At 66.7% G+C, this 24,802-nt stretch carries 17 protein-coding genes; 8 read left to right on the top strand and 9 right to left on the bottom strand.

What is annotated here, in order from left to right:
- Positions 1–96: 96 nt before the first annotated feature.
- Positions 97–3,237 carry a TonB-dependent receptor gene (locus P0Y59_21075; protein ID WEJ99384.1) on the top strand — a complete coding sequence of 1,047 codons (3,141 nt, stop codon included), beginning with the start codon at positions 97–99 and terminating at the stop codon, positions 3,235–3,237.
- A gap of 198 nt (positions 3,238–3,435) precedes the next feature.
- A complete protein-coding gene (locus tag P0Y59_21070; GenBank protein WEJ99383.1) occupies positions 3,436–4,512 on the top strand; it encodes a LacI family DNA-binding transcriptional regulator in 1,077 nt (358 codons plus the stop codon).
- Between the two features lie 35 nt (positions 4,513–4,547).
- Here the strand turns inward: P0Y59_21070 and P0Y59_21065 are convergent, their stop codons facing one another.
- Positions 4,548–5,240 (bottom strand): DUF4336 domain-containing protein, encoded by a 693-nt coding sequence (locus tag P0Y59_21065; protein ID WEJ99382.1) that lies wholly within the window; start codon positions 5,238–5,240, stop codon positions 4,548–4,550.
- 155 nt (positions 5,241–5,395) lie between these two features.
- Between P0Y59_21065 and P0Y59_21060 the strand changes: the two genes are divergently transcribed.
- The 3 genes from P0Y59_21060 (at position 5,396) to P0Y59_21050 (ending at position 11,841) form a co-directional block, all read left to right on the top strand.
- The gene (locus tag P0Y59_21060) at positions 5,396–7,174 is read left to right on the top strand and encodes a dihydroxy-acid dehydratase family protein (GenBank protein WEJ99381.1); all 1,779 of its coding nucleotides are present in this window, start codon (positions 5,396–5,398) and stop codon (positions 7,172–7,174) included.
- Positions 7,175–7,383: 209 nt separating this feature from the next.
- Positions 7,384–9,009, top strand: a complete 1,626-nt coding sequence (locus tag P0Y59_21055) for a glycoside hydrolase family 43 protein (GenBank protein ID WEK02644.1) — start codon at positions 7,384–7,386, stop codon at positions 9,007–9,009.
- Between the two features lie 690 nt (positions 9,010–9,699).
- Positions 9,700–11,841: a TonB-dependent siderophore receptor gene (locus P0Y59_21050; GenBank protein ID WEJ99380.1), complete on the top strand. Its 2,142-nt coding sequence runs from the start codon at positions 9,700–9,702 to the stop codon at positions 11,839–11,841.
- A gap of 114 nt (positions 11,842–11,955) precedes the next feature.
- Here P0Y59_21050 and P0Y59_21045 read toward each other — a convergent pair whose 3' ends face one another.
- Entirely contained in the window at positions 11,956–13,431 is a 1,476-nt protein-coding gene (locus tag P0Y59_21045; GenBank protein WEJ99379.1) for an MFS transporter, read from the bottom strand.
- A 110-nt stretch (positions 13,432–13,541) separates the two neighbouring features.
- On the opposite strand from P0Y59_21045, the gene soxR reads away from it, so the two are divergent.
- Positions 13,542–13,997, top strand: coding sequence for a redox-sensitive transcriptional activator SoxR (gene soxR / locus P0Y59_21040; GenBank protein WEJ99378.1), 456 nt, complete (start codon positions 13,542–13,544; stop codon positions 13,995–13,997).
- 16 nt (positions 13,998–14,013) lie between these two features.
- On the opposite strand, the gene P0Y59_21035 is transcribed toward soxR, so the two are convergent.
- The 6 genes from P0Y59_21035 to P0Y59_21010 all read right to left on the bottom strand — a co-directional run bounded on the left by P0Y59_21035 (position 14,014) and on the right by P0Y59_21010 (position 20,203).
- The gene (locus P0Y59_21035; GenBank protein WEJ99377.1) at positions 14,014–14,862 is read right to left on the bottom strand and encodes an aldose 1-epimerase; all 849 of its coding nucleotides are present in this window, start codon (positions 14,860–14,862) and stop codon (positions 14,014–14,016) included.
- A 1-nt stretch (position 14,863) separates the two neighbouring features.
- Positions 14,864–16,270 (bottom strand): sugar porter family MFS transporter, encoded by a 1,407-nt coding sequence (locus P0Y59_21030; protein ID WEJ99376.1) that lies wholly within the window; start codon positions 16,268–16,270, stop codon positions 14,864–14,866.
- 36 nt (positions 16,271–16,306) lie between these two features.
- Positions 16,307–17,209, bottom strand: a complete 903-nt coding sequence (locus P0Y59_21025) for an SMP-30/gluconolactonase/LRE family protein (GenBank protein ID WEK02643.1) — start codon at positions 17,207–17,209, stop codon at positions 16,307–16,309.
- Positions 17,193–17,993, bottom strand: coding sequence for an SDR family NAD(P)-dependent oxidoreductase (locus P0Y59_21020; GenBank protein WEK02642.1), 801 nt, complete (start codon positions 17,991–17,993; stop codon positions 17,193–17,195). Before P0Y59_21020 ends, P0Y59_21025 begins: the two co-directional genes overlap by 17 nt.
- Positions 17,994–18,007: 14 nt before the next feature.
- Positions 18,008–19,162 (bottom strand): fumarylacetoacetate hydrolase family protein, encoded by a 1,155-nt coding sequence (locus tag P0Y59_21015; GenBank protein ID WEJ99375.1) that lies wholly within the window; start codon positions 19,160–19,162, stop codon positions 18,008–18,010.
- Between the two features lie 114 nt (positions 19,163–19,276).
- Positions 19,277–20,203 carry a crotonase/enoyl-CoA hydratase family protein gene (locus P0Y59_21010; protein WEJ99374.1) on the bottom strand — a complete coding sequence of 309 codons (927 nt, stop codon included), beginning with the start codon at positions 20,201–20,203 and terminating at the stop codon, positions 19,277–19,279.
- Between the two features lie 135 nt (positions 20,204–20,338).
- On the opposite strand from P0Y59_21010, the gene P0Y59_21005 reads away from it, so the two are divergent.
- Positions 20,339–22,813 carry a DegT/DnrJ/EryC1/StrS family aminotransferase gene (locus P0Y59_21005; GenBank protein WEK02641.1) on the top strand — a complete coding sequence of 825 codons (2,475 nt, stop codon included), beginning with the start codon at positions 20,339–20,341 and terminating at the stop codon, positions 22,811–22,813.
- The gene (locus P0Y59_21000) at positions 22,810–23,877 is read left to right on the top strand and encodes a glycosyltransferase family A protein (GenBank protein ID WEJ99373.1); all 1,068 of its coding nucleotides are present in this window, start codon (positions 22,810–22,812) and stop codon (positions 23,875–23,877) included. Before P0Y59_21005 ends, P0Y59_21000 begins: the two co-directional genes overlap by 4 nt.
- A gap of 9 nt (positions 23,878–23,886) precedes the next feature.
- Here P0Y59_21000 and P0Y59_20995 read toward each other — a convergent pair whose 3' ends face one another.
- Positions 23,887–24,795, bottom strand: coding sequence for a PEP-CTERM sorting domain-containing protein (locus P0Y59_20995; GenBank protein ID WEK02640.1), 909 nt, complete (start codon positions 24,793–24,795; stop codon positions 23,887–23,889).
- Positions 24,796–24,802 lie beyond the last annotated feature (7 nt).

Below are 24,802 nucleotides of genomic sequence, written 5' to 3'. Positions count from 1 at the left end.
CCGTAACATCAGCATACCCCTTTGTGGGATCGCTACCATCCATCGTGGAGGGTGCGATCTCACGGGCCCGCAGAGGCCCGGCACAGGAGGGGTGAAATGGCTATCGAACTGTCCCGTACGGTCGCGCCGCGTCGATTCGCGGCAATCGGCGCACTCTTGCTCGCGGGCACGGCCTGGCCGGCGCTGGCGCAGAGCGGGCCCGCCGCGCAGGCCGACACTCCCGTCGGCGTCGCCGGCCAGGCTGAGGAAGACATCGTCGTCACCGGCTATCGCGAGAGCCTCCAGAGCTCGACCAACGCGAAGCGTAATTCCACCGGCTTCACCGATTCGATCTTCGCCGAGGATATCGGCAAGTTCCCCGACACCAATATCGCCGAGACGTTCAACCGGATCCCCGGCATCCAGATCAGCCGCGAGACGACCGGCGAAGGCCTGAACATCGCGATCCGCGGCCTCGGCACCAACTTCACCAAGATCCTGCTGAACGGCGCGCCCGTCGCAATCGCCTCGACCGGCCGCACCGATGCGCAGAGCACCAACCGCGAGGTCGATCTCGACCTGTTCCCGATCGAGCTGTTCACCCAGCTCACGGTCAACAAGTCCCAGGCGGCCGACATGATCGAGGGCGGCACCTCTGGCGTGGTCAACATGCGCAGCGCGCGGCCGTTCGACAAGCCGGGCATGCACCTGACCTACGCGCTGCAAGGCGTTGAGAACACCAGCGCCGGCAAGCTCGGCGCGCGCGGATCGCTGATCGCGAGCGGCACCTTCGGCGACTTCGGCATCCTGGTCGGCGCGGCTGGCTTCCGCAACAAGGTCCGCACCGTCGGCTATGAAACGATCGGCCTGACCAACCCGAATCTCAGCGCCGCCCAGTTCGGCGCGGCGAGCGGCGCCAATGCGACGGGCGGCGGCAACTGGACAATTCCAGGCACCGTGCCGGCCAATGCCGGCAATGGCCTGACGACGGGCGCGACGATCGACAACGCCTTCCTGCTTGCCCGCAACCCCGGCGCGAATATCGGCCAGATCGACAACGGGCTGATCCCCCGCCTCGGTCGTCCGTCCGACGAATTCGGCACCAAGGACCGTTATAATTTCATCGCGAGCATGGAATATCGCCCGAGCGACACCCTGCATTTCTATGTCGACGGCATGTACGGGCGGAAGAAGAACAACCTCCAGCGGATCGACATGAACTGGGTCGGCCGCAACGGCGCGACGATCCCGCTCAACACGCAATATGACCGGTCCGATTGTTCCACCGGCTGCGTCGTGACCAAGGGCACCTATGCCAATGCGCAGTTCTTCCTCGAATATCGCCCGTTCATCGAGGACACCGAATTCTGGGGCGTGAACCCGGGCGGCGAATGGAGCATCACCGACAAGCTCAAACTAACCTTCCAGGGCAATTATACGAAAAGCACGTTCCACCGGGAATCGCCAACCGTCCTGGTCATCACCCCGCCCAACGCAGGCATCACGGTCAATTACGACTATAATGGCGGCGGCGTGCCGATCATCGGCGCCACCGGGGTTAATCTCAACGATCCGACCGCCTTCGGCTGGAACGGCGGCCGAGTGAACATCCAGGACGAACGGCGGCGGACGGAGACCAAGGGCTTTCGCGGCGACATGACCTGGGGTGACACGCGCCTGAACCTGAAGGTCGGCGGCGCCTATGACGATGTCTCTCGCCGCATCCAGGGCTTCGACAACAGTCAGGCATGGCAGAACGCCGTGTGCGGCAACAGGCCGAGCATCTTCGTGCCGTCGCCGAACACGCAACCCCCCTGCCTCGGCCAGTCGGTGACGGGCACCGGCGCGGCGCTCAATGCACTCGACTCGCGCTATCCGCTTTATCCGGGTTACGGGACCAATTTCACGGCAGGGTCGACGACACCCTATACCTATGCCGGCTCGCTGATCCCGCAGACCGCGCTGGCCGGCTATCTCAAGCCTGGGCCCGACGGCTTCGTCACCCTCGACTGGGACAAGTTCAAGGCAGCGTCCAATTATGACGCGTTCCATAACGCGGCCCCGGAATCGAGCGGCACCAACACCGGCGCGAGCGGCGGCTATGTCCGCGAAAAGACGACCGGCGCCTTTGCCGAGGTGAATGGCGACCTGCCGATCGGCGACAACCGGGTTCAGTTCAACGCCGGCCTGCGCTGGGTCCATACCAACCAGACGATCGGCGGCTTCGTGTCGCTGCCCGATCCGCGCAACACGCCGGCCGCGCCCGCGGTGGCACCGGCGGACGGCGGCAAATATCCGAACATCGTCAGCTTCGTGTACCGCGAAAACAGCTATGACAACTGGCTGCCCTCGGCGAGCGCGGCGTTCCATATCGGCAGCAGCGCCGTGGCCCGCGCCTCCGTGTCGCGGACGATGACCCGGCCCGATCCGAATGCTCAGCTGCCGGGCCTCAGCTTCTCCAGCCCGTCCGCCGATGTCGGCTCGATCGGCAACTCCGCGTTGCAGCCCTATCTCGCCACCAATTTCGATCTCGGCTTCGAATATTATACCGGCAAGGAAGGCTATGTCGGCGTCGCCGCGTTCCGCAAGGCGATCACCGGTTTCACCACCAACGGCACCACGACATTGCCCTTCGCGGCGCTGGCCGCGTACGGCGTGACCTATGACACGCTGTCGCCGACGCAGCAGCAGGCGATCACCGCCCGCGGCGGTCCGAGCGCCGCCACCGTGGTCATCAACCAGCAGGTCAACGCGGCCGGCACGCTCAAGATCAACGGCCTCGAATTCAACTGGGTACAGCCGCTCGACTTCGTGCTGGGCAAATATCTCGGCTTGAACGGGTTCGGGTTCAGCGCCAACCTGACCCTGATCGACCAGAAGGGCGAGGGAGCCGCGGCGACCTCGGCGGTGGCCCTTGGCGTGGCGCCGGTATCCTACAACGTCACCGCCTATTACGAGAATCACGGCCTGACGGTCCGCGCGTCGACCACGTTCAACCGGGGATCGCAATCGTCTGGCCTCAACCAGAACGGCATCCCGCTGGCGGCGCTCTTCACCGACGATTACCAGCAGTTCGACCTGTCCTCGAGCCTCGACCTCAACAAGGTGTTCGGGTCCGAGGGACTGCCGCAGCTTACCTTCGACGTGGTCAATATCTTCAACGCCGAACAGCGGTCCTACTTCCAGTTCAAGAACGCGACCTTCACCTCCTACAAACCGGGAACCACTTTCCTGTTCGGCCTGCGCGGTCGCTTCTGATGCGGATGGCGGCGGCGAGAGGGACGCCCGCCGCCATTCCCTACCGGCATGGGCGCTCCTGGCTGCCCATGCCGGACCATCTCCCCTGGGGCGGCCGGCGCGACCGGCCGCCTCTCTTTTTGATTGCCGGCGCCCGTTAACGTCAACATTGCGGCCCGCACCGCAACATCGTAGCCATAATGCCGAGGAGCACCACGCTTGAGCCAACCGACGTCCCGACGGCAACGCACCAATGCGACGATCACCGATGTAGCGCGCAAGGCCGGCGTGTCCCCGATGACGGTATCCCGCGTACTCAACGGCGAAGGCAATGTTCGCGAGAGCACCCGCGACATCGTCAACGCGGCGATCGCGGCGCTCAGCTATTCGCCCAATCCAGCGGCGCGCAGCCTGGCCGGTGCCGCGCCGGTGCGGATCGGCCTGCTCTACAGCAACCCCAGCGCCGCCTATCTGAGCGAGTTCCTCGTCGGCAGCCTCGACTATGCCAGCCGTGCCAACATCCAGATCATCGTCGAGAAATGCGATGGGCCCGAACAGGCGCAGGAAGCCGCCACCCGCCTGCTGCGCGGCGGTGTCGAAGGGATCGTGCTGCCACCGCCGCTCTGCGATTCGCTGACCCTGCTCGAGGCGCTGCGCGAGGCCAATGGCCTGGCCGTCACCGTCGCCAGCGGCCATCCCGCCCCCGGCTTCTCCGCCGTCAGCATCGACGATCACCGCGCCGCCTTCGAGATGACCCGACATATCGCCGCGCTCGGCCACCAGCGCATCGGCTTCATCATCGGCAATCCCGACCAGACCGCCAGCGAACGCCGCCTCGCCGGATACCGCGACGCGCTCGACGCGGTCGGCCTCCCCTATGATGCCGACCTCGTCGCCCAGGGCCTGTTCACCTATCGCTCCGGCCTCGACGTCGCCGAGCAACTGCTCGACCTTGCCAATCCGCCTTCCGCCATCTTCGCCAGCAACGACGACATGGCCGCCGCCACCGTCGCCGTCGCCCACCGGCACGGCCTCGACGTCCCCAACGACCTCACCGTCTGCGGCTTCGACGACACCGCCCTCGCCACCACCATCTGGCCAGAACTCACCACCATCCACCAGCCCATCACCGACATGTCCCTCGCCGCCGTCGAATTGCTGGTGCGGGAAATCCGCAGCCGCCGCGCCGGGCACCGCGACCCCGCGCAACATCGCCAGCTCGATTTCCAGCTCGTCCGCCGCCAGTCCGACGCAGCTCCCCGCCGACGCCCGGCTGTGGCGCCGCCAAGGGCCTGATCCGCACGGCCAGCCCGCCATTCGAGGAATCGGCATCATCGTGACAGCCAGCGGAATGCGCGGCGTATCAGCGCCCGACCGTCTTCGCTGACCGGCGTTCCGTGCGCCATCAGCACCTTTTCAGCCGGCCATGAAAGAACATGGCCGATCGCAGCACGCGCAGCGCGCCGGCCGGTAAAGGCAAGACGGAATTTCCGGGGCACCGCCGGTTCCGGACCCGTCATCAGGTCCCATCTGGCGACCAGCGCGCGCCAGCCGGAGAAGCGGCTCGCGGAAAGCTGTTGCAGGAGATCCGTAAAAAGCACCGTGCCGCTCGGGACATGGAAGAACACCACCTCGGTGGTGATGACATTCCCCCGCATCACGACCTGGTCGATCTCCCCGGCCCAATCCAGCATCGGCCCGTCGGCAAGCTCATGGTCGAAGGCGAGATCCCGGCGCTTCTCCCGCAGCCCGGGCGGGGCATGGAGGCGGGCCTCGGGAAAGGCGCGTTTCCAGTCGGCGAGGAACAGGTGGTGCAGTGAATTGGGCGCGATCAGGTGGCTGACCGTCCCGAGCGACTCGACGGCGGCGCGGAGACCGTCGGTCAGCGCTGTCGGCGACCAGATGAAAAGATCCCCGCCAGCCAGTCGAATGACCGCCATGCGTGTCGGATAATGAAAACCAAGCGCCGCGACTACGTCGGTCCCATCGGCAATCCAGATACCGGAGCCAAATTCCTTCAGCATGGCCGATCCATGCCACCGCTACCGGGTCGATGGCTACTCCGGACAAGGTACGATCGATCCGATCCGACGGCCCCGCGCCGGTTTGCACACTGCCTTCGTTGAAGGTAACGGAACTTTGCGTTAGCGTTACCATAGACTTGAATCAGGAGAGGCGAGTGCAGCGTGAACCCGTAAGGGCCTTCCGGTCGCGAGACTGGTTCGCCGATCCGGAACGGTCGGACATGACGGCGCTCTATCTCGAGCGTTTCATGAACTACGGCATCACCGCGGCCGAGCTGCGCAGCGGCCGGCCGATCATCGGCATCGCGCAGACCGGCAGCGATCTTTCCCCGTGCAACCGGATCCATGTCGACCTTGCGCGGCGCACGCGCGAGGGCATTCGCGACGCGGGCGGAATCCCCATGGAATTCCCGACTCACCCGATCTTCGAGAATTGCCGCCGCCCGACCGCGGCGCTCGATCGCAACCTCGCCTATCTCGGCCTGGTCGAGATCCTCTATGGCTATCCGATCGACGCGGTCGTCATCACCACCGGCTGCGACAAGACGACACCCTCCGGCATCATGGCAGCGTCGACCGTCGACATCCCGGCGATCATATTGTCGGGCGGGCCGATGCTCGACGGCTGGCACGAGGGCGAGCTGGTCGGGTCCGGCACCGTGATCTGGCGGTCGCGCCGCAAGCTCGCCGCGGGCGAGATCGACGAGGAGGAATTCCTCCGCCGCGCGACCGACAGCGCCCCCTCGGCGGGCCATTGCAACACCATGGGCACCGCATCGACCATGAACGCGGTGGCCGAAGCGCTCGGCCTGTCGCTGCCCGGGTGCGCCGCCATTCCGGCGCCGTACCGCGAGCGCGGGCAGATCGCCTATGAGACCGGCCGCCGCATCGTCGACATGGCCTATGAGGATCTGCGCCCGTCGAAGATCCTGACGCGCGCGGCGTTCCTCAACGCGATCCGCACCATCACGCTGATCGGCGGTTCGTCCAACGCGCAGCCGCATCTGATGGCGATGGCGCGGCATGCCGGGGTCGAGCTTCACCCGTCCGACTGGACCGAGCACGGCTATGACCTGCCGCTGCTCGCCGACGTCCAGCCGGCCGGGCGTTTCCTCGGCGAACGCTTCCACCGCGCCGGCGGCGTGCCCGCTATCCTGTGCGAGCTTGCCGAGGGCGGCGTGCTCGATGGCGACTGCCTGACCGTGACCGGGCGCAGCATCGGCGAGAATATCGCCGGCCGCCAGTCGCGCGACCGCGAGGTGATCCGTCCGTTCGCCGAGCCGCTGAAGGAGAAGGCAGGCTTCCTCGCCTTTTCCGGCAACCTGTTCGACTTCGCGATCATGAAGACGAGCGTGATCTCCGAGGAATTCCGCGCGCGCTATCTGAGCCACCCCGGCAAGGAAGGCGTGTTCGAGGGCCGCGCGATCGTGTTCGACGGATCGGATGATTATCATCATCGCATCAACGACCCAGCGCTCGACATCGACGAGAACTGCATCCTGGTGATCCGCGGCGCCGGGCCGATCGGCTGGCCCGGATCGGCCGAAGTCGTGAACATGCAGCCGCCGGACGCACTGATCCAGCGTGGCATCGCCTGGTTGCCGACGCTGGGCGACGGGCGCCAGTCGGGCACGTCGGACAGCCCCTCGATCCTCAACGCCTCGCCCGAAAGCGCGGTCGGCGGCGGGCTCGCCTGGCTGCACACCGGCGACGTCATCCGGATCGACCTGAACACCGGCCGCTGCGACGTGCTGGTCGACGAGAACGAGATCGCCCGGCGCAAGGGTGGCCCCGCCCCGACCTTCCCGTCAAGCAACACGCCGTGGGAAGAACTGTACCGCGAGAAGACCGGGCAGCTGGAGGACGGCGCCGTGCTGGAGATGGCGGTCAAATATCGCGGCATTGCGGCCAAGACGCCGCGGCATAACCATTGATGCGCGTCGGTAGCCCTGCCGATCGAGCCTCCGCCGCTTCCCGGACGAGGGCCAAGGTCGAACCGGGCAGGTCGATTCAACGAAGCGCCGCGTCCGCCACGGGCCGTCCCCGACTGGACCCCGGCCTCCGCCGGGGAAGGAAAGGGTGGCGCGCAACCATCGCCGCGAGTCTGCGGGTCGCGATCACCGCTCTGCTGGCGGTGCCGCTGATGGGCGCGGCCAATCCCGCGCCGGTCGCGCGCTTCGCCTGGTTCGACTATCGCGGCGAGGACCCGGTCGACCGGGCGATGAAAGCCGGAGCGAACGACTATCGCAACCCGATCCTGCAAGGCTTTTATCCCGATCCGTCGATCCTTCGGGTCGGACAGGACTATTACCTCGTCAATTCGACCTTCACCTATTTTCCCGGCCTGCCGGTCTTCCACAGCCGCGACCTGGTCAACTGGACCCAGATCGGCAATGCGATCGACCGGCCAGGCCAGGTCGATTTCAAGAATATCGGGCTGTCGGCCGGGATCTACGCGCCTGACCTGAGCTACCGCGCCGGAACCTTCTATCTGGCCGGAACCTGCGTCGCGTGCGGCGGGAATTTCGTGATGACCGCGAAGACGCCCGCCGGCCCATGGTCCGATCCGAAGTGGAACGCCATCGACGGGATCGACCCGTCGCTGTTCTTCGACACCGACGGATCGGCGTGGATCCTCAACAACGGCCCGCCCGAGGGCAAGTCGCTCTACAGCGGTCACCGGGCGATCTGGATCCAGCGCATCGATACGACAACGCTGAAACCGTTCGGCCAGCGCAGGGTAATCGTCAACGGCGGGGTCCGCCTCGCCGACAAGCCGATCTGGATCGAGGGACCGCACCTGTTCCGCAAGGACGGCTGGTATTACCTCATCGCGGCCGAGGGTGGCACTGCCGAGAACCACAGCGAAGTCGTGTTCCGCAGCAAAACAGTCACCGGCCCCTATGAGCCTGGACCAGTCAATCCGATCCTGACCCAGCGCACGCTCGATCCGGCGCGGCCCTTCCCGATCACCTCGACCGGCCATGCCGCCTTCGTGACGACCCCGAAGGGCGACTGGTGGAGCGTGTTCCTCGGCACCCGGCCGTACAAGGGCGATTTCTACAACACCGGGCGCGAAACCTTCATGCTGCCGGTGCGCTGGCGCGACGGCTGGCCCGAAGTGACCGCGCCGGGTGCGACCATTCCCTATGTCCATGCCCGCCCCGCGCTGCAGCGAGGCAAGACGGCGCCGGTGCCGAACAGCGGCGCCTTCCACGTGCGCGACGACTTCGCCGGGGCGAGGCTCGCGCCCTATTGGGTGCAGATCCGCGCGACCGATACCGGCTGGCGCCGCCTGTCCGGCGGGGCGCTGGCGATCGACGCGCGGCCGGTCGCGATCGGCGGCGCTGGCCAGAGCGCCTTTCTCGGCCGGCGGGTGCAACATGGCTGGGCCACCGCGGAGACGTCGGTCGATTTCGCGCCACAGCGCGAGGGCGATCGGGCGGGCATCGCGGTGGTACAGGACACCGCCTATTTCTACGCGCTCACCCTTGCCCGAACCGGCGCGGGGACTGTGATCGCGCTGGAGAAGCGCAGCGGCCCGAAGGACCCCGCCGACGGCTTGACGGTTGCCTCGGCACCCTATGCCGGTGCGGCGGTGCGGCTGCGCATCGTGCTCCGCGGCGACCTGTGCGACTTCCTCTATGCGGGTGCCGACGGCGGCTGGCAGGTGCTCGCGAAGGACCAGGATGCGACCATCCTGAGCACCGGGACCGCTGGCGGCTTCATCGGCGCGATGGTCGGGCCATTCGCCCGGGCGGGCGAATAGGGCAGCAGCGCAGCCCCGGTAAGATGAGGGACACCGGCAAATCCGATCCCGCAGCGACGGGGACACCATGGCCGGCGCCTGAAGTAATGCTGTTGGACGCAACGGCGTAGCGCGCAATATTCGCGGATTTTCGCGACCCACCTGCCGAGAGGGCAGGAATCGACCGTTATTGCCAAGCTGCGGCACCAGCAGAGTATCCGTCAGTAGAGATGCTGGAACCTCGCGAAGCGATCCACGAATAGATATCGCGTCCTGACTGGACGATGACTTGCCGAATTTCGCGACCCCTATCGATTCGTGGGTAAGCCGTAGTGGCGAATAATCGCGGCTGAAAATCTGTATTGGCATGCGGAGGCCCCTGGACTCGCCAGCATCGATTGCCGGACCAGCCAGCATAGCCTGCGAGAACGAGCCAATGAATCGCGCGCGCGGCGCGAAGGCAGGATCCTTGCAACGGTCAATCTTGCAATAGCCACCCTTGCAATTGCTAATTAATCGCATTAGCGGCGCTGGCCTCGGGAAGGCCGATCATCGGCTCCATCGTCGCGACCTGGTGTCGCTCGCGTCATTCCCCGGATCCTGCCGGTCCGCCTCGCGGCATCCGGCCCTGGTCCGGGCCGATCGACTGCGGGCGTGTCCGGCGCGACGGGGAGCTGGGGGCACCGGGGACGACATAAAAGGGGGACAATGATGCGCCGTTCATTTCGCTTGCTGCTGGCCGGCTCGGCCTGGGTACTCACGCCGGCGCTGCTCCACGCCCAGCAGGCCCCGCAACAGGACATCGCGCCCGAAGAAGAAGGCAATGATGAGATCGTCGTGACCGGCTATGGCCGAAGCAACCAGCCCACCACCGCCACCGGGCTTCGCCTCACGCCGATCGAGACACCGCAGACCATCAGCGTCATCACCCGGCAGCAGATCGACGATCAGGCGCTGATATCGATCAACGACGCGCTCGATTTTGCCGTGGGCATTTCCAAGAAGGACATCGATCGCGGCCGCAGCGCGATTTCCGCGCGTGGTTTCGAGGTGCAGAATTTCCAGCTCGACGGCGCGCCGTTCGTCAACGGCAATGTCGGCTTCGGCGAGACGAGCACGGCGATATACGACCGAGTCGACCTGGTCCGCGGTGCCGCTGGCCTGATGCAGGGGGCGGGAGACCCGTCAGCCGTCGTCAACCTGATCCGCAAACATGCGGACGCCACCAGATTCTCCGGCCAGGTCAGCCTGGAAGCAGCGTCATGGAACCGCGTCGCCGGGACGGTGGACGTCCAGTCGCCGCTCAATGCCGACGGGACCGTGCGCGCCCGCGCCGTCGTCCAGGCGTCTCGGCAGGACGGTTTCGTCGATCGCGAGGAAAAGAAGGGCGTTGTCCTCTACGCCGTGGTGGACGCCGATCTGGGCGAGCGCACGAAGCTGTCCGTCGGCGCCAGCTACCAGCGCGACGACCGCAACGGGGTGATGTGGGCGCAACTGCCCTATTGGTATACCGACGGCACGCGGGCCCGCTGGCCGCGATCGAAGACGACCGGCACCGACTGGAATTTCTGGGACACCACGGAGATTTCGGCCTTCGCCACCCTCACCCGCGACCTGGGCGGGAAATGGAGCATCCGGGGGGATCTCGGCTATCACAAGGGACTGGAGAATTCGCGGCTGTTGTGGCTCGACGGCGTGCCCGACCGGGTGACGGGCCGCGGCGTGGCCACATCCGGCTATTGGTTCAACGCGAATCCCGAACAATGGCACGGCAGCATCCAGGCCAATGGCCCGTTCTCCCTGCTGGGCCGCGAGCATGATCTCGCGATCGGCGCGATGGTGAGCCATCTCAACGATGGCTGGACCAATCGCGATCCGGTCTCGATCGACCCGATCAACGATTTCAACCGCTGGGACGGCGAACTCGCCCAACCCGAATGGGGACCCCGCTATCTGTCGAGCGGGGGCAATACCACCCAGATGGCGCTTTATGCCTCGACGCGGATCAACCTGCTCGACCGGCTGAAGCTGATTGGCGGCGGGCGGCTGAGCTATTTCAGGCGCAACGAGGACGCGGCCGGTGCGACCCCGGCCTATAAACTGACCTACAAGGGCACGATCACGCCCTATGCCGGGCTGGTGTTCGACATCCTGCCCAACCTGTCCGCCTATGCGAGCTACACCAATATCTTCAAGCCGCAGGGCAATGTCCGTGACCGCACCGGGCGCCTGCTCGATGCGCTGGAAGGCAAGAGCTACGAGGCAGGGCTGAAGGCCTTGCTGCTCGACGGCAAGCTCCTGGCGACGGCCGCTATATATCGGATCGAACAGGATAATCTCGCCGTGCCCGATCCCGGGCAATTCGTGCCGGGCACCTCGAACCCGGCCTATGTCGGCGCGAAAGGAACCGTCTCCAAAGGCTATGAACTCGAAGTCGTCGGCAAGGTCACCCGGCAATGGGACCTCAGCCTCGGCTGGAGCCACTATAGCGCGAAGGATGCCGACGGCGCCAATGTGCTAAGCCACCAGCCGCGCGAGGCGTTCAACCTCGCGACCAAATATGCCTTTGCCGGCGCGCTCGACGGGCTGAGCGTCGGCGGCGCGGTGAAATGGGAAGGACGGCCGCCAGTCACGGCGCAGAATCCCGGCACCGGGATCATCGAGCCGATCGGCCAGCCCGCCTATGCCATCGTCAATATCATGACGCGCTACGCGCTGAGCAAGCAGGTGTCGCTCCAGCTCAATATCGACAATCTCTTCGACAAGACCTTTTACAGCGGCAACAGCTGGTTCCCCGGTTTCGTCTATGGAGAGCCGAGAAATGCGCGGGTTACGCTGAAATACGGCTTCTGACGCCGCGCCGGACACCCGGCGCCACATCCGAACCACGCCGTTCGTGCCGGATAGCAATGTCGATACGGGCGCGCCCGTTCGATCGCTACCCGGCACGAACAGATGTGGCGCGGGTCAAACGCTCCGGGAGCGGACCACTCTCCCCGCGCTGAAGAGACAGAGAAGCGGTGCCAGGGCAAAAATGCCGAACAGCCAGCGCGCGGCATGCGAGGCGCCGACCACGCCGCCGGGATCGACCAGGCCCCCGGCGTTGACGACCAGCCCGGCAAGCGCGGCGCCCGTCGCGGTCGCGAACAGCTGAATCGTCGTGATCGACGCGCCGGCCAGTTCCTGTTCGTGAGGAGGCGCCGCTTTCAGAATGGCGGTCAGCAGATGAGGCCAGGCAAGTCCGACGCCGAAGCCGATCACGACCAACAGGGGACAGAGCGGCGCCAGATCGCGCCAGGTACCGGCGCTCGCGTTCGGCATCAGCACGCATAGGATCACCATGCCGATCAGTTGCAGCGCTGGTCCGAGCAGGATCGACCTTCGGGCACCGCGATCAGTGGCGCCTGAACCGAAGACCGAGCCCAGCGTCCAGCCCGCCGCCATCAGCGCCGCGAGATACCCGGCCAGCAGCGGCGACTGGTGATGAAGCACCTGCAGGAAGAGCGGCACAAAGACCTCGCTGCTCGTCACCGTGACGGCCAGCAGGGAAATCGTCAGGTAGAGCGCGGCGATGGGCGAGCCGGGGTTCAACGTCTCCGACGGGAAGAGCTTTCGCCGTGAGCGGCGCTCGGCGCGAACCAGCAGGGCCACCAGAAAAAAGGCCGCGACGACGCCGACAAGGTTCTGAACCGGATTCGAGGAGGTGCTTCCCACCGAAATCGCGAGAACGGCCATGACGAGCAGCGACAATTGCATGGCGGGCACCGCCACTGGTTCGGAAGGCTCGCCATCCCTTCCCGGCAGCACCGTCATCGCCAGGATCACGAACAGCACCGATACCGGCACCAGCACCCAGAAAGCGGCTCGCCACGCGTCCATCTCGGCAAAGACACCGCCGATGGCCGGGCCGATCAGGGTCGCGACGCCCCACATGCCCGACACGAGCGCCATGCCGCGGGGCCACAGCGTTTCGGCAAAGGCGATCCGGATCATGGCATAGGCCAGCGCGAACAGGAGCCCCCCGCCGCACCCCTGGATCAGCCGGCCGACCAGCATGATCGGCATCGACGGGGCCACGGCGCAGCCCATGGCGCCCAGCGCGAAGATCGTCGCGGCCACGGCATAGGCTCCTCTCGGCCCAGCCAATCGAAGCAGCTTCGCCGAAAACGCCGACCCGATGATCGACGCGACCACGAAGATCGTGGTGTTCCACGCATAGAGATCTAGTCCGCCGATGCTCCGAACCACCGAAGGCAGGATGGTCGTCGCCAGATAGACGTTGATCGCATGGAGCGCGACGCCGCCGGCCAGGACAAGCGAGCGCACCCCGTTTGTGCCGGACAATAATGCCGCCCATTCGCCCGTCGCGGGTCGGGCAGGTGTGTCCGAACCGGGCTCGCCGGATACGACAGGCGAATCGAAAGTGTCAGTCTGGTCTTTCACGTCAGCTCCATTCTCAGGCCCCGGCAATAGCGCGATTCGTGCCCTTGCAGGGACAGGCTGACGCCTCCCATAGAACCTCATCCATAGATGAGGTCAAGGACGATGCCGCCATGCCGGTCAACGTAACGATTCCCCTCTCCGTCGGGGATGTCGCGCGCCGGTGCGGTGTGACGATCGCGACGGTCCATTTCTACGAAGCGAAGGGGCTGATCCACGGATGGCGGAGCGGCGGCAACCAGCGTCGCTATGCCCGCGACGTCCTGCGTCGCGTCGCGATCATCAAGATCGCGCAACGGGCCGGGATCACCCTTCAGGCCATCAAGGCCGGGCTTGATGCGCTTCCCTCCGATCGGACGCTGACCGCGCGCGATTGGGCACGGCTGTCGACACGCTGGCGGGACATGCTCACTGAACGGATCGGGAGCCTCGTCCAGCTGCGTGACCAGCTCGACGGCTGCATCGGCTGCGGTTGTCTTTCAATGGCTGACTGCCCGTTGCGGAATCCCGACGACCGGCTGCACGCGTCGGGAAGCGGCGCCGTCCTGCTCGAAGCAGCAAAGGACTGACGCGCGGGGCCGCGCCTCAATTCTGCTCGACCGCGATCCGGATCGTCAGCACCAGCGAGCCCCCCGGCGGCAGCAGATCGAACACCGCATCCGGCCGATTGAACGCATCGGGCAGATGGCTGACCGGCTCAAGGCAGCAGAAGCTCTCGCCTTCCGGATGGAAGAGATGAAGGTCGCGCGCGCCCTTGGCGGTCAGGCTGACGATGCGATCGCCCTGGTCGAGCGTGGCGAGACCGTCCCATCCTTCGTAGCTGTGATCGATGAACCCGGCGTCGGAGATGGAGGCGCCGGCCGCCCAGTCGCCGAAATGGCCGGCGGCGACCGCCTCGCTCGGGATCTGGTCGTCGTCGGTCAGCCACACCCGCGCCGCGTCAAGGCTCAGCCGGGTCCCGGCGTGAATGGCGAAATAGGGATGGAGACCAATGCCGGCGGGCATCGGCTCGCGGGCGGCGTTGGCGAGGGTCAGCGTCACGCGCAGCCCGTTCTCGCCAAGCTCGAACTCCTGCTCTGCGCGATAGCGCCATGGCCAGCCGCCGCCACCGTCATGGACATGGGCGAGCCGCGCCCGGTCCGCGCCCGCTTCCACCACGTCCCAGGCGCGTTGCCAGCCGAAGCCGTGCAGCGTGTTGGGATGATCCCCGAAATTGAGCGGCAGCGCGACGTGGCGCCCGCCGAAGCTGAACCGCCCGCCCGCAATGCGATTGGCATAGGGGACGAGCGGGAAACAGGCGCTTTGTAGCGGGTCGGTGGCGCCGTCAGCCGTGGGACGCAGAATGTCGATACCCTTGTGGCGCAGCGCGCCGATCGCGCCGCCGAGCGCGGGGAGGAGAGTCAGCGCCCACCCCGCGCCCGAAAGCTCGATCATGTCAGCCTTCCATATCCTCGAGTTCGCGGCCGCGCGTCTCGTTCACCAATGCCTTGACGAAGAAGAAGGAGACGAATGCGCTCGCGGCGTAGAAGCCATAGGTGACCGGCAGGCCGATATTCGCCGCCATCCAGGGGAAGCTGACGCTGATCAGGAAGTTCGCGCCCCATTGCGCGAGGCCCGATACGGCGAGGCCCGAGCCGCGGATCTGGTTCGGGAACATCTCGCCGAGCATGACCCACATGATCGGGCCCCAGCTGAGGTTGAACAGGGCCGAATAAGCGAGCGCGCTGGCGAGGGCGATCTTGCCGATCATCGGCGACATTTCCGGCCCGTGCGCGCCCACCGTCGCGGTCGAGAAGGCATAGGCCATCAGGGCGAGTGTCACGGCCATGCCGACCGAGCCGATCAACAGCAACGGCTTGCGGCCGATCTTGTCGACGGTGAAGATCGTCACCAGGCAGGCAGCGATCGAGACCAGGCCCGAGATGATGTTGATGATCAACGAGTCATTCTCGCTGAAGCCGACCTGCTGCCACAGCACCGACCCGTAATAGAAGACGATGTTGATGCCGACGAACTGCTGGAACACGGCGAGACCGATGCCGGCCCAGACGATCGGGCGGACCTTGCCGTTCGCATCGAGCAGGTCCGCGAATTTCGGCCGGTGATGATCGGCGGCGAGGCTCGCGCGGATCTCGGCGACCTTCGCACGAGCGGCGTCGGCGCCGAACAGCTTCGTCAGCACCACTTCGGCTTCGGCATCGCGACCCTTCATCGCCAGATAGCGCGGGCTTTCCGGAATGAGCAGCAGGGTCAGGAGATAGATCACCGCGGGGATGACCTGCAGCCAGAACATCCAGCGCCACGCCGGATAGTCGAACCACAGATTCTGGGTCGATCCGCCCGCGCTGTGGGCGAGCGCATAATTGGCGAAGAAAGCGCCGGTCAGGCCGGTGATGATCATCACCTGCTGGACGCTCGACAGCCGGCCGCGGATGTTCGCGGGCACGACCTCGCTGATATAGACGGGCGCGAGCACGCTGGCCGCGCCGACGCCGAGGCCCCCGATGATCCGGGCAAGGATGAACACGACCGAGGAGTCAGCGGCGCCGGCACCGAGCGCGCTGAAGACGAACAGGACGGCCGCGATCATCATCACCGAGCGACGGCCGATGACATCAGCGAGGCGGCCCGCGATAAAGGCGCCGGCGGCACACCCAAGCAGGATCGCCCCGACATTCAGGCCAGTGCCGAGCTTCGACAGGTCGAAAGCCTTTTCGAGGCCAGCCTGCGTGCCGTTGATCACGCCGCTGTCATAGCCGAACATGAATCCGCCGATCGTCGCAACCGCGACGATCAGCGCGATAAAGGCCATATTGACCCGCCCCGCGCTTGGTGTTGCCATGGTCTTGTCCCTCTCCGTTCTCGTTCTTGTTGTCGTCTAGCGGGCCGGTATCGCCGCCTCTGTCACGGGCAAGCCCGGCACGTCGACATCGAACGCGAACAGGTCCCCGGCCTCAGGCTGCCCCGCCAGCGCGGCCGCGTCCAGCCCTTTGCGCGCCGTTGTGACAAACGCTGTCATCAGATTGGGTCCGCCGAACGCGATCTTGGTGACGTTGGACACCGGGAGCCTGACCGTTTCGAGCAAAGTTCCGTCCGGCGCGTAGCGGCGCACGCCCCAGCCGAGGAACAGGCCGGTCCAGAGACAGCCCTCGCTATCGACCACCGGGCCGTCGGGATAACCGGCACGGTCCTCGATCGTCGCGAACACGCGCATCGTGCCGAGCGTGCCGTCGTCATTGACCTCGACCGCGTGGATGATCCTGCCGAGCGTATCGGTATGATAGAGCGTCCTGCCGTCGGGCGAGACGGCCGGGCCGTTGGTGATCGACACCGGCGGCAGGCCGGTATCCGCAACCCCGGTCGAATCGAGCGCGTAGAGACGGCCGGTCGGATCGCCCTCGCTGTCGTCCATCGAGCCGAACAGGATCCGCCCGCGCGCGTCGGTGGTGGCATCGTTCAGCCGGTTGCCGGGCAGATGCGCCTCAGGGGCGACCAGCGCGGTGAAGACGCCGCTCGCAGGGTCGAAGCGCTCGACCCCGCGCTGCAGGCCGACGACGAAGCCGCCGCCGCGTTCGGGCAGCACCCAGCCGACCTGCGAGGGCGCGCTCCAATGCTTCAGATCGCCGGTCGCCGGATCGAAGCGGTAGATCAGCTTCTCCTTGATATCGACGAACCACAGCGCGTTCTCGCGCGCGACCCAGACGGGTCCTTCGCCCAGCGTCGCCCCGACGCCACAGACCCGGCGCGCCGCGCCCGCGACCATCTCAGCGCCAGCCGGCATCGACGAAATAATCATGGCCGGTGCACATCTTCGCGTCGTCAGACGCGAGGAACAGCACCAGGGCGGCGACGTCCGCGGGCTGGATTCGGCCATCGAGGCACTGCGCCGCGACGATCTCCGCCTCGCCTTCCGGCGTGTACCATTTCATCTGCCGCGGCGTCTGGACATTGCCCGGCACGATCGTGTTGACGCGGATGTTGGAGCGGCCGAGATCGCGCGCCAGGCTGCGCGTCAGGCCCTCGATCGCCGCCTTGGCGGTCTGGTAGAGGACGAGCTCGCCGAGCGCGAGATGCCAGCTGATCGACCCGAAATTGAGGATCACGCCCTGCCCGGCCCGCTTCATCGCCGGCACCACCGCCTGCGCCGCGAAGAACTGGTGGCGCAGGTTCACCGCCATCCGTTCGTCCCAATAGGCCGGGGTGACCTCATCGATCGTGTGCCGGTCGTCATTGGCGGCATTGTTGATGAGGATATCGACGCCGCCAAGCTCCTGCTCCATCGCCGCCATCGAGCGCTTGAGCAGGTCGATGTCGGTGATGTCGCAATGGCGGAACACCGGCGCATGGACAGCGTCCGGCGTCAGGCGATCGACCACCGCGCGGCTGGCGTCCTCGACGATGTCGATGAAGGCGACGCGGGCGCCCTGCGCGACGAACGCCTCGACCAGACCCTCGCCGATGCCGCTGCCACCGCCGGTCACGATAACGCGTTTGCCGGCCAGGCTGGGATAGAGTGCGCCGGTTGCCCCGGCGGCTTTTGCCTGCAGCACGGATTCAGTCTCCATTATGGTAGTGTCGATCATGACGGGGCCAGCAGCCCCCGGCCAGCGAGGTTGCGCATCAGGTCCCCGATGCCGAACCGCCAGGGCGCCGCCGCCTTCGACGTCGTCACACGGTTGACCAGACGGCCGATGCGCGGCGTCGAGATGCTGACGACATCGCCCGTCTTGTGGGTGAAGCCGTGCTTGGGCACGTCGCGATCCTGGGTCGGCGCGAACAGCGTGCCGAGGAACAGCACGAAGCCGTCGGGATATTGATGCTCGCTCATCGTATGCCTGAGCAGCGCCTCGGGATCGCGGCTGATCTGGTTCATCGAGCTGACGCCGGTCAGGCGATAGCCCTCGGGTCCCTCGATCAGCAGCTCGACCTCGGCCTGGCGGACATCGTCAAGCGTGAAGCCCTGGTCGAACAGCCGAATGAACGGGCCAAGCGCGCAGGAAGCATTATTGTCCTTCGCCTTGCCAAGCAGCAGCGCCGAGCGGCCTTCGAAATCGCGCAGATTGACGTCGTTGCCCAGCGTCGCGCCGACCGCGGCGCCGGTCGAATCCGCCAGCATCACGATTTCGGGCTCCGGATTGTTCCAGGTCGAATCGGAGCGAACGCCGATCTCCCCGCCATGACCGATCGTCGAGAGCACGGGGGACTTGGTGAAGACCTCGGCATCCGGGCCGATCGCGACCTCGAGATATTGCGACCACATGCCGTCCTCGATCAGCGCGTTCTTCATCGCGGCTGCTTCGGGCGAGCCCGGCACGACCGCCCGCAGGCTGCCGCCGATGATGTCCTCGAGCCGGGCGCGCACGTCAGCGGCGGCACCGGCATCGCCCCGGGCGCGCTCCTCGATCACGCGTTCGAGCGCCGAGACGGCGAAGGTCACGCCGGCCGCCTTGACGCATTGCAGGTCGATCGGGCTCAGCAGGCGCAGCGCCGACTCCGGACCGGTGCCGAGATCGAGCGAGTCGAGCGCCCCAAGCGCCTTGCCGGCGCTCGCGTCGAACGCCTTATCCTCGACAAGAGCCGAAACGGTCGGCGCCACCTTCGCCATGTCGTGAACCACGCCGCCGGCGATCAGGACCGGGCTCGGCCCCTCCGCGCTGGCGATGCGACCGACAAACAGGCCCTCACGCCAATCCGCTGGCAGCGCATCCGCCACCGCAAAGCCCCTCTCAGCCATCCCGCTCCGCTCGACCACATTATTGATAGCGCTACCATCGAGTGCCGCCGGGGCCCTGTCAAGGTCCCGAATAACATGGAATCACGAGAGGGATGTCGAAAAGCTATAGGATGCTCAGCGGTAACGTGGCCCTTCGAACCAGTCAGCGAAATCGCCCCACGCTTCGGACACGCGATCGGGAAAGGCAGCGGGTCGCTTTTCGAGGAACGACCCGACGCCCTCGCGCGCATCGGCGCTGGCACCGCGCAGCCACATGACGCGGCTTTCGAGCCGGTGCGCCTCCATCGGATGAGTCGCGCCGAGGCCGGTCCAGAGCATCCGGCGCATGACCGATATGGAGACCGGCGCGCTCTCCCCGGTCAGCGTGCGGGCAAGAGCGCGGGCCGCGGCCAGCAGGTCGCCGGGTGCATGGACGCTGCGGACCAGCCCGCCGCGCAACGCCTCCGCCGCATCGAACAGACGGGCCGAGTAGCACCATTCCAGCGCCTGCCCGATGCCGACGAGCCGGGGCAGGAACCAGGTCGAGGTCGCCTCGGGCACGATCCCGCGCCGGGCGAAGACGAAGCCGAAGCGCGCCGTATCGCCGGCGAGGCGGAAATCCATCGGCAGGGTCATGGTCGCGCCGACGCCGACCGCCGGCCCATTGATCGCGCCGATCACCGGCTTGCGCGAGTCGAAGATGCGGAGCGACAGGATGCCGCCGCCATCGCGCACCGCCGGGTTCGACCAGTCGACGCTGCCATCCTCGTTCACCGGCGAGTCGCCATCGGCCCAGCGGCCGCCGCGCTTTTCATAATCGAAGGTCGCGCCGCCTTCGGACAGGTCGGCGCCGGCGCAAAAGGCCCGGCCGCTGCCGGTGACGATCACCGCGCGAACGGCATCGTCGGCGTCGGTCGCGTCGAATGCAGCGAGCAGATCGTAGAGCATCGCCCGGTTGAACGCGTTGAGCTTGTCGGGCCGGTCGAGCGTGATCGTGGCGATGCCGTCCTCGCCGGTCTCCAGCCGGATCGTCTCGAAACGCGGGTCCTGCCGTGCCGTCATCCTGCCTGTCCCTGTTGTCACCCGATCGAGACTAGGCCCGCCACGGGGAAGCCCGCAATCGGGTGTAACGGCTTTTTAGCTGGTGCGGGACCATAGGTGCGCGGTTCGAACCCAAGTGGACAGGCCGTCTATTCCATGCATCGCTTCCCGCTCATCGCCCCCAACCCGCCGCGTCTCAGCGAGCATCTCGACGCATTGAAGCGGGTCGAGCAATCGGGCGTGTTCAGCAACAACGGCCCCGAGGTCCGCGCCTTCGAGGCCGAGGCCAACGAGCATCTGTTCGGCGGCCATGGCGCGACCCTCGCCGTCGCCAATGCGACGCTTGGCCTGATCGTCGCGATCCGCGAGGCGGCCGGAACCGGCGCGCCCGGGCGGTTCGCCCTGATGCCGGCGCTGACCTTCGCCGCGACGGCGCAGGCCGCGCTCTGGGCCGGGCTGACCCCGCTGATCTGCGATATCGACCCGGAGGACTGGGGCGCCTGCCCGGCCGCCGAAGAACGGCTCCTGCGTCACTATGGCGACCGGATCGGCGTGATCGTGCCTTATGCGACCTTCGGCAACGCGATCGACCTGGATCGCTATGCCTGGCTGCAACGCCGTCACGGAATCGGCGTGGTGGTCGACGCAGCCGCCTCGCTCGGCACGATCGACGATTGCGGCCTCGGCTTCGGCGCCGATGCGCCGTTCGCGGTGGTCTATTCGATGCACGCCACCAAGACCTTCGCGGTGGCGGAGGGCGGCTTGGTCCATTCGGGCGACGTCAGGCAGGTCGAAGCGCTCCGCGCGATGATCAATTTCGGGTTCGAAAGCGGGCGCAGCGCCACCGTGCCGGGCATCAACGCCAAATTGCCGGAGGTCCTGGCCATCATGGCACGGGCCAAGCTGACCGAGATCGATTCGATCTGCGACAATCGCGCTGCGATCGAGGACGCCTATAAGGCATCGCTGACGGGCATGACCTTCCAGCGCGTTTCCGGGCGCCGCCGGGCGAGCCAGTTCATGCCGGTGGTGCTGCCCGAGGAGCAGATCGGACGTCGCGAATCGATCACCGCCGGCCTGGCCAAGGCGGGCATCGGCTGCGGACGCTATTTCAGCCCGCATCTGGGCGAGCAGCCCCTGTTCGGCTCGGTGGCGACGATCGAGCCGACGCCCGTCGCCGATTCGATTTCCGCGCGCCTGCTGTCGCTACCCGTAACCGATGCGATGACGCCGGCCGATGCGGAAACCATCGCCGGAGTCTTCAACAGCCTGTCAGCGCCCCGCGCCCATGCCCGCGCGGCAGCCGCCATGCCGATCGCGTCGATGCTGCTGGTCGGCGGGGGCCCCGCCGGTACCGCGCTGCTCACCGCCGCGACCAAGCAGGGCCTGTTGCCGCAACTGGCGCAATCGGGGCTGGTCGTGGTCGAGCGCGAGAACGCGATCGGCGGCGGCCGGATCGGGCGCTATGCGATCAATTCCGACAGCACCGCCACGACCTTCCTGAGCGCGGTGAAGGACAATGTGCACCCGGAGATCGCGGCGATCGCCAACGGCCCGATCGGCCGCGCGGTGGCGAAGCATGTCGGGATCGACGGCGTGCCGCTGGTCGAAGCGGGCCGGCTGGTCCGCGCCACCGGCGACCGGCTCGCTGGCATCGTCACCGCCAATGGCGGATCGGTCCTGACCGGGCACGAGGTGATCGGCACTGTCCGCACCCGCGAGGGCCTGTGGCGGACGACGCTGCGCCGTCTTTCCGACGGGACGACGGTGGAGCGGCTTTCGAGCTCGGTGGTGATCGCGACGGGCGGCCACCAGCCACTCGACCGCCTCGCCGCGCAACAGGTCGCCGGCGTCTCGCTTGTTTCCGAAGTCGGCGACCGGCTGATCCAGTCGGACGAGGTCCTGGCCGAGGGCGGCATGGACAAGCTCGGCGACCTCCTTTCCGGCAAACGCAATCCGCGCATCGCGGTGATCGGCGGATCGACCAGCGCGCTGGCGACGATCGTACTGCTGCTCAAGAGCAGGCCGGCATTGCCGTTCGGCGCGGGCGGGGTCACGCTGCTGCATCGCCGCCCCCTGAGGCCCTTCTATCATTCAGTCGAGGCGGCGCATGCCGAGGGCTTCACCGATTTCGGCCCTGACGACATCTGCCCGGTCAGCGGTTTCGTCTATCGCCTTGCCGGCTTCAGGCTCGAGGCCCGCGAGCTGGTGCTGCGCATGCTTCAGGTCGACGGCCGCGCACCCGATCCGCGCGTCGCGATCCACCAGGTCACCGGCGACGACGACCTGGCGGCGCGCGCGCATCTGGCGGAGGCCGACCTGGTGATCGCAGCGCTCGGCTATCGCCCGCGCGCGCTGCCGGTCAGCGACGCGAGCGGCGTCCCGATCCCGCTCGCCGCGCAGAGCGGCGCGCCGATGGTCGATCGCCATTGCCGCGTCTGCGACGCGCACGGCGCCCCGATCGCCGGGCTCTACGGCATCGGCCTAGCGGCGGGGTTCGTACCCTGGGGCACGCTGGGCGGCGAGACCAGCTTTCGCGGACAGGCCAACGGCCTGTGGCAATGGCAGAACGATGTCGGGCTGATGATCGTCAACCAGGTGCTCGACACCGGCGAAAGGGCCGTCGCATGACCGGCCCCGCGATCAGTGTCGTCATGGCTGCCTATAATGGCGCCGGCCTGATCGTGGAGACGCTCGAAACGCTGAAGGCACAAAGCTTCGGCGATTTCGAGGTGATCATCGTCGACGATTGCTCGACCGACGACACCATCGCGGTGATTCGCGGCTTCGACGATCCCCGCATCCGGCTGATCGCGGCGGAGAAGAACCAGGGTGTGGTCGCCTCGCGCAACCGCGGATTCGTCGAGGCGCGCGGGCGTTATATCGCGGCGCTGGACCATGACGATCTCTGCCATCCGCAGCGTTTCGCCAAGCAGGTCGCCTATCTCGAGGCGAATCCCGAAACCGTGCTGGTCGGCACCGCCGCCTCGATCCTGGAAAATGGCGTGGTCCTGCCGGGATCGCTCGCCCCCGTCACGACGCCGGCACTCGTCGAATGGCTGTTGCGGATCGAGAATCCACTGGTCTGGTCGTCAGTGATGATCCGCGGCGACGCGGCGCGGAAACTCGACCCGTTCACCCGGCCGGACATGGTCTTCGCCGAGGATTACGACCTCTACCACCGGATCGGCAGGCTGGGCAGGATCGCCCGGCTCGACGAGGAACTGGTGACGTATCGCCGCCACACCGGCGGCGCCTCGCAGCGCCATATCGATGCGATGACCGGCCGGGCGACCGACGTGCTGACCGAGGCCTATGCTGGCCTGTTCGGCGACGATGCCAGGGCGACCGCCGACCTGGTGGTCCGGCACGTCATGGGCCAGCGTCCCGTACCCGACCGCGCGACCTTCCGGCGGCTCGGCGACGCGCTGGTCACCCTGCAGGACGATTTCCTCGCGACTCACCGCCCCGACCCGAACAGCCGAAGCCTGATCCGCTGGGAGACCGCGCGCCGCTGGGCACGGATCGGGCGGATCGGGCTGCGCACCGGCCAGCTCGACCTGGGTGACGCCGTCGCGGTGCGGCCCGACCATCTCGGGCTTGGCTATGCCGGGATCGACGATCTGGTGATGTCCCGGCTGGTCGGCACCGCCCGGTCGGTGCAGCGCAAGCTGGCAGCGCGCGCCGCAAGCTGAGCCACGATCTCAGCGCTGGGTCTTCTCCGCCTCGATCTGCCTGAAGGCCACATTCTGGAGCGCGACCGCCTGCCCTTCCGACAGGCCGAGATCGTCCGCCGCCCTTTCCTTTGCCCCGAGTATCCGTGGGTCACGCCCGGTCACCTTGCCGAAGATCATCAGGGCTTCGAGATAATAGCCGGCGACGCTCCCGTGATACTGGTCGTAGGTCCACAGATCGAGCTTGCCGAAATCGATCCCGTCATAGGGATTGGGATCGGCGACCTTTTCGGCAAAGGCCCGGTTCCAGGCCTCGCCTACCGCGATGATCCCGTCGACCGAGCGGTTCGCCAGCGCCAGATTGGCCCCGGCGCGCAGGTCGAGCGCCATCGCGGCGATCGGCTTGCCGTACCAATGGCCCTTGGGCAGATAGGTCTCGTCGGCGCGCGACCAGGTCGAGTTCAGCTCGATGCGCACGGCTGGATTGCGCTGGCGGAACATGCTCGCGAACAGGCCGGAATAGCGCAGCAACAGCCCCGGATCGCCCGGCCTCGCCCGATCGAGCGTGCTGAAATCCTGCAGCACCACGATGTCCCATTTGCGGTCGAGCAGCGCGCGCCTGGTCTCGTAATGGAAATCCAGCCCCTTGCCGCCCTGAGTCTCAAGGCTGACCTCGTAGGAGAGGCCCGCCTGCTGGGCCATCAGCTTGAAGATCGCTGGCACGCCGCCGGTGCCGTCACCGGTGAGATCGGTGACGGTGTCGGTGCGGTAGCGCCGCACCGCCGAATGCGCGCCCTGGGTAAAGCTGTTGCCGACGAACAGGATGGTCTTCGTCGCCGCCCGCGCCACCGGCGGGGCCTGCACCTGCGCCCTGGCGACGGCGGCGACGGGCGCCAGTGTCGCAAGCGACGCTGCCACCAGGAAACCGATCTTGCCCATCCTCATG

The organism is Candidatus Sphingomonas phytovorans (genome assembly GCA_029202385.1).
GTDB lineage: Bacteria > Pseudomonadota > Alphaproteobacteria > Sphingomonadales > Sphingomonadaceae > Sphingomonas > Sphingomonas phytovorans.
This window is presented reverse-complemented; position numbering and strand designations above follow the sequence as displayed.

Excerpts from the sequence above, each read along its gene's own strand:
- P0Y59_21015 (WEJ99375.1), bottom strand. The coding sequence starts at position 19,162 with ATGGCTGAGAGGGGCTTTGCGGTGGCGGATGCGCTGCCAGCGGATTGG.
- P0Y59_21010 (WEJ99374.1), bottom strand. The coding sequence starts at position 20,203 with ATGACGGCACGGCAGGACCCGCGTTTCGAGACGATCCGGCTGGAGACC.
- P0Y59_21035 (WEJ99377.1), bottom strand. The coding sequence starts at position 14,862 with ATGATCGAGCTTTCGGGCGCGGGGTGGGCGCTGACTCTCCTCCCCGCG.
- P0Y59_21005 (WEK02641.1), top strand. The coding sequence starts at position 20,339 with ATGCATCGCTTCCCGCTCATCGCCCCCAACCCGCCGCGTCTCAGCGAG.
- P0Y59_20995 (WEK02640.1), bottom strand. The coding sequence starts at position 24,795 with ATGGGCAAGATCGGTTTCCTGGTGGCAGCGTCGCTTGCGACACTGGCG.
- P0Y59_21030 (WEJ99376.1), bottom strand. The coding sequence starts at position 16,270 with ATGGCAACACCAAGCGCGGGGCGGGTCAATATGGCCTTTATCGCGCTG.
- P0Y59_21020 (WEK02642.1), bottom strand. The coding sequence starts at position 17,993 with ATGGAGACTGAATCCGTGCTGCAGGCAAAAGCCGCCGGGGCAACCGGC.
- P0Y59_21000 (WEJ99373.1), top strand. The coding sequence starts at position 22,810 with ATGACCGGCCCCGCGATCAGTGTCGTCATGGCTGCCTATAATGGCGCC.
- P0Y59_21065 (WEJ99382.1), bottom strand. The coding sequence starts at position 5,240 with ATGCTGAAGGAATTTGGCTCCGGTATCTGGATTGCCGATGGGACCGAC.
- P0Y59_21025 (WEK02643.1), bottom strand. The coding sequence starts at position 17,209 with ATGCCGGCTGGCGCTGAGATGGTCGCGGGCGCGGCGCGCCGGGTCTGT.
- soxR (WEJ99378.1), top strand. The coding sequence starts at position 13,542 with ATGCCGGTCAACGTAACGATTCCCCTCTCCGTCGGGGATGTCGCGCGC.
- P0Y59_21055 (WEK02644.1), top strand. The coding sequence starts at position 7,384 with ATGGGCGCGGCCAATCCCGCGCCGGTCGCGCGCTTCGCCTGGTTCGAC.
- P0Y59_21050 (WEJ99380.1), top strand. The coding sequence starts at position 9,700 with ATGCGCCGTTCATTTCGCTTGCTGCTGGCCGGCTCGGCCTGGGTACTC.
- P0Y59_21075 (WEJ99384.1), top strand. The coding sequence starts at position 97 with ATGGCTATCGAACTGTCCCGTACGGTCGCGCCGCGTCGATTCGCGGCA.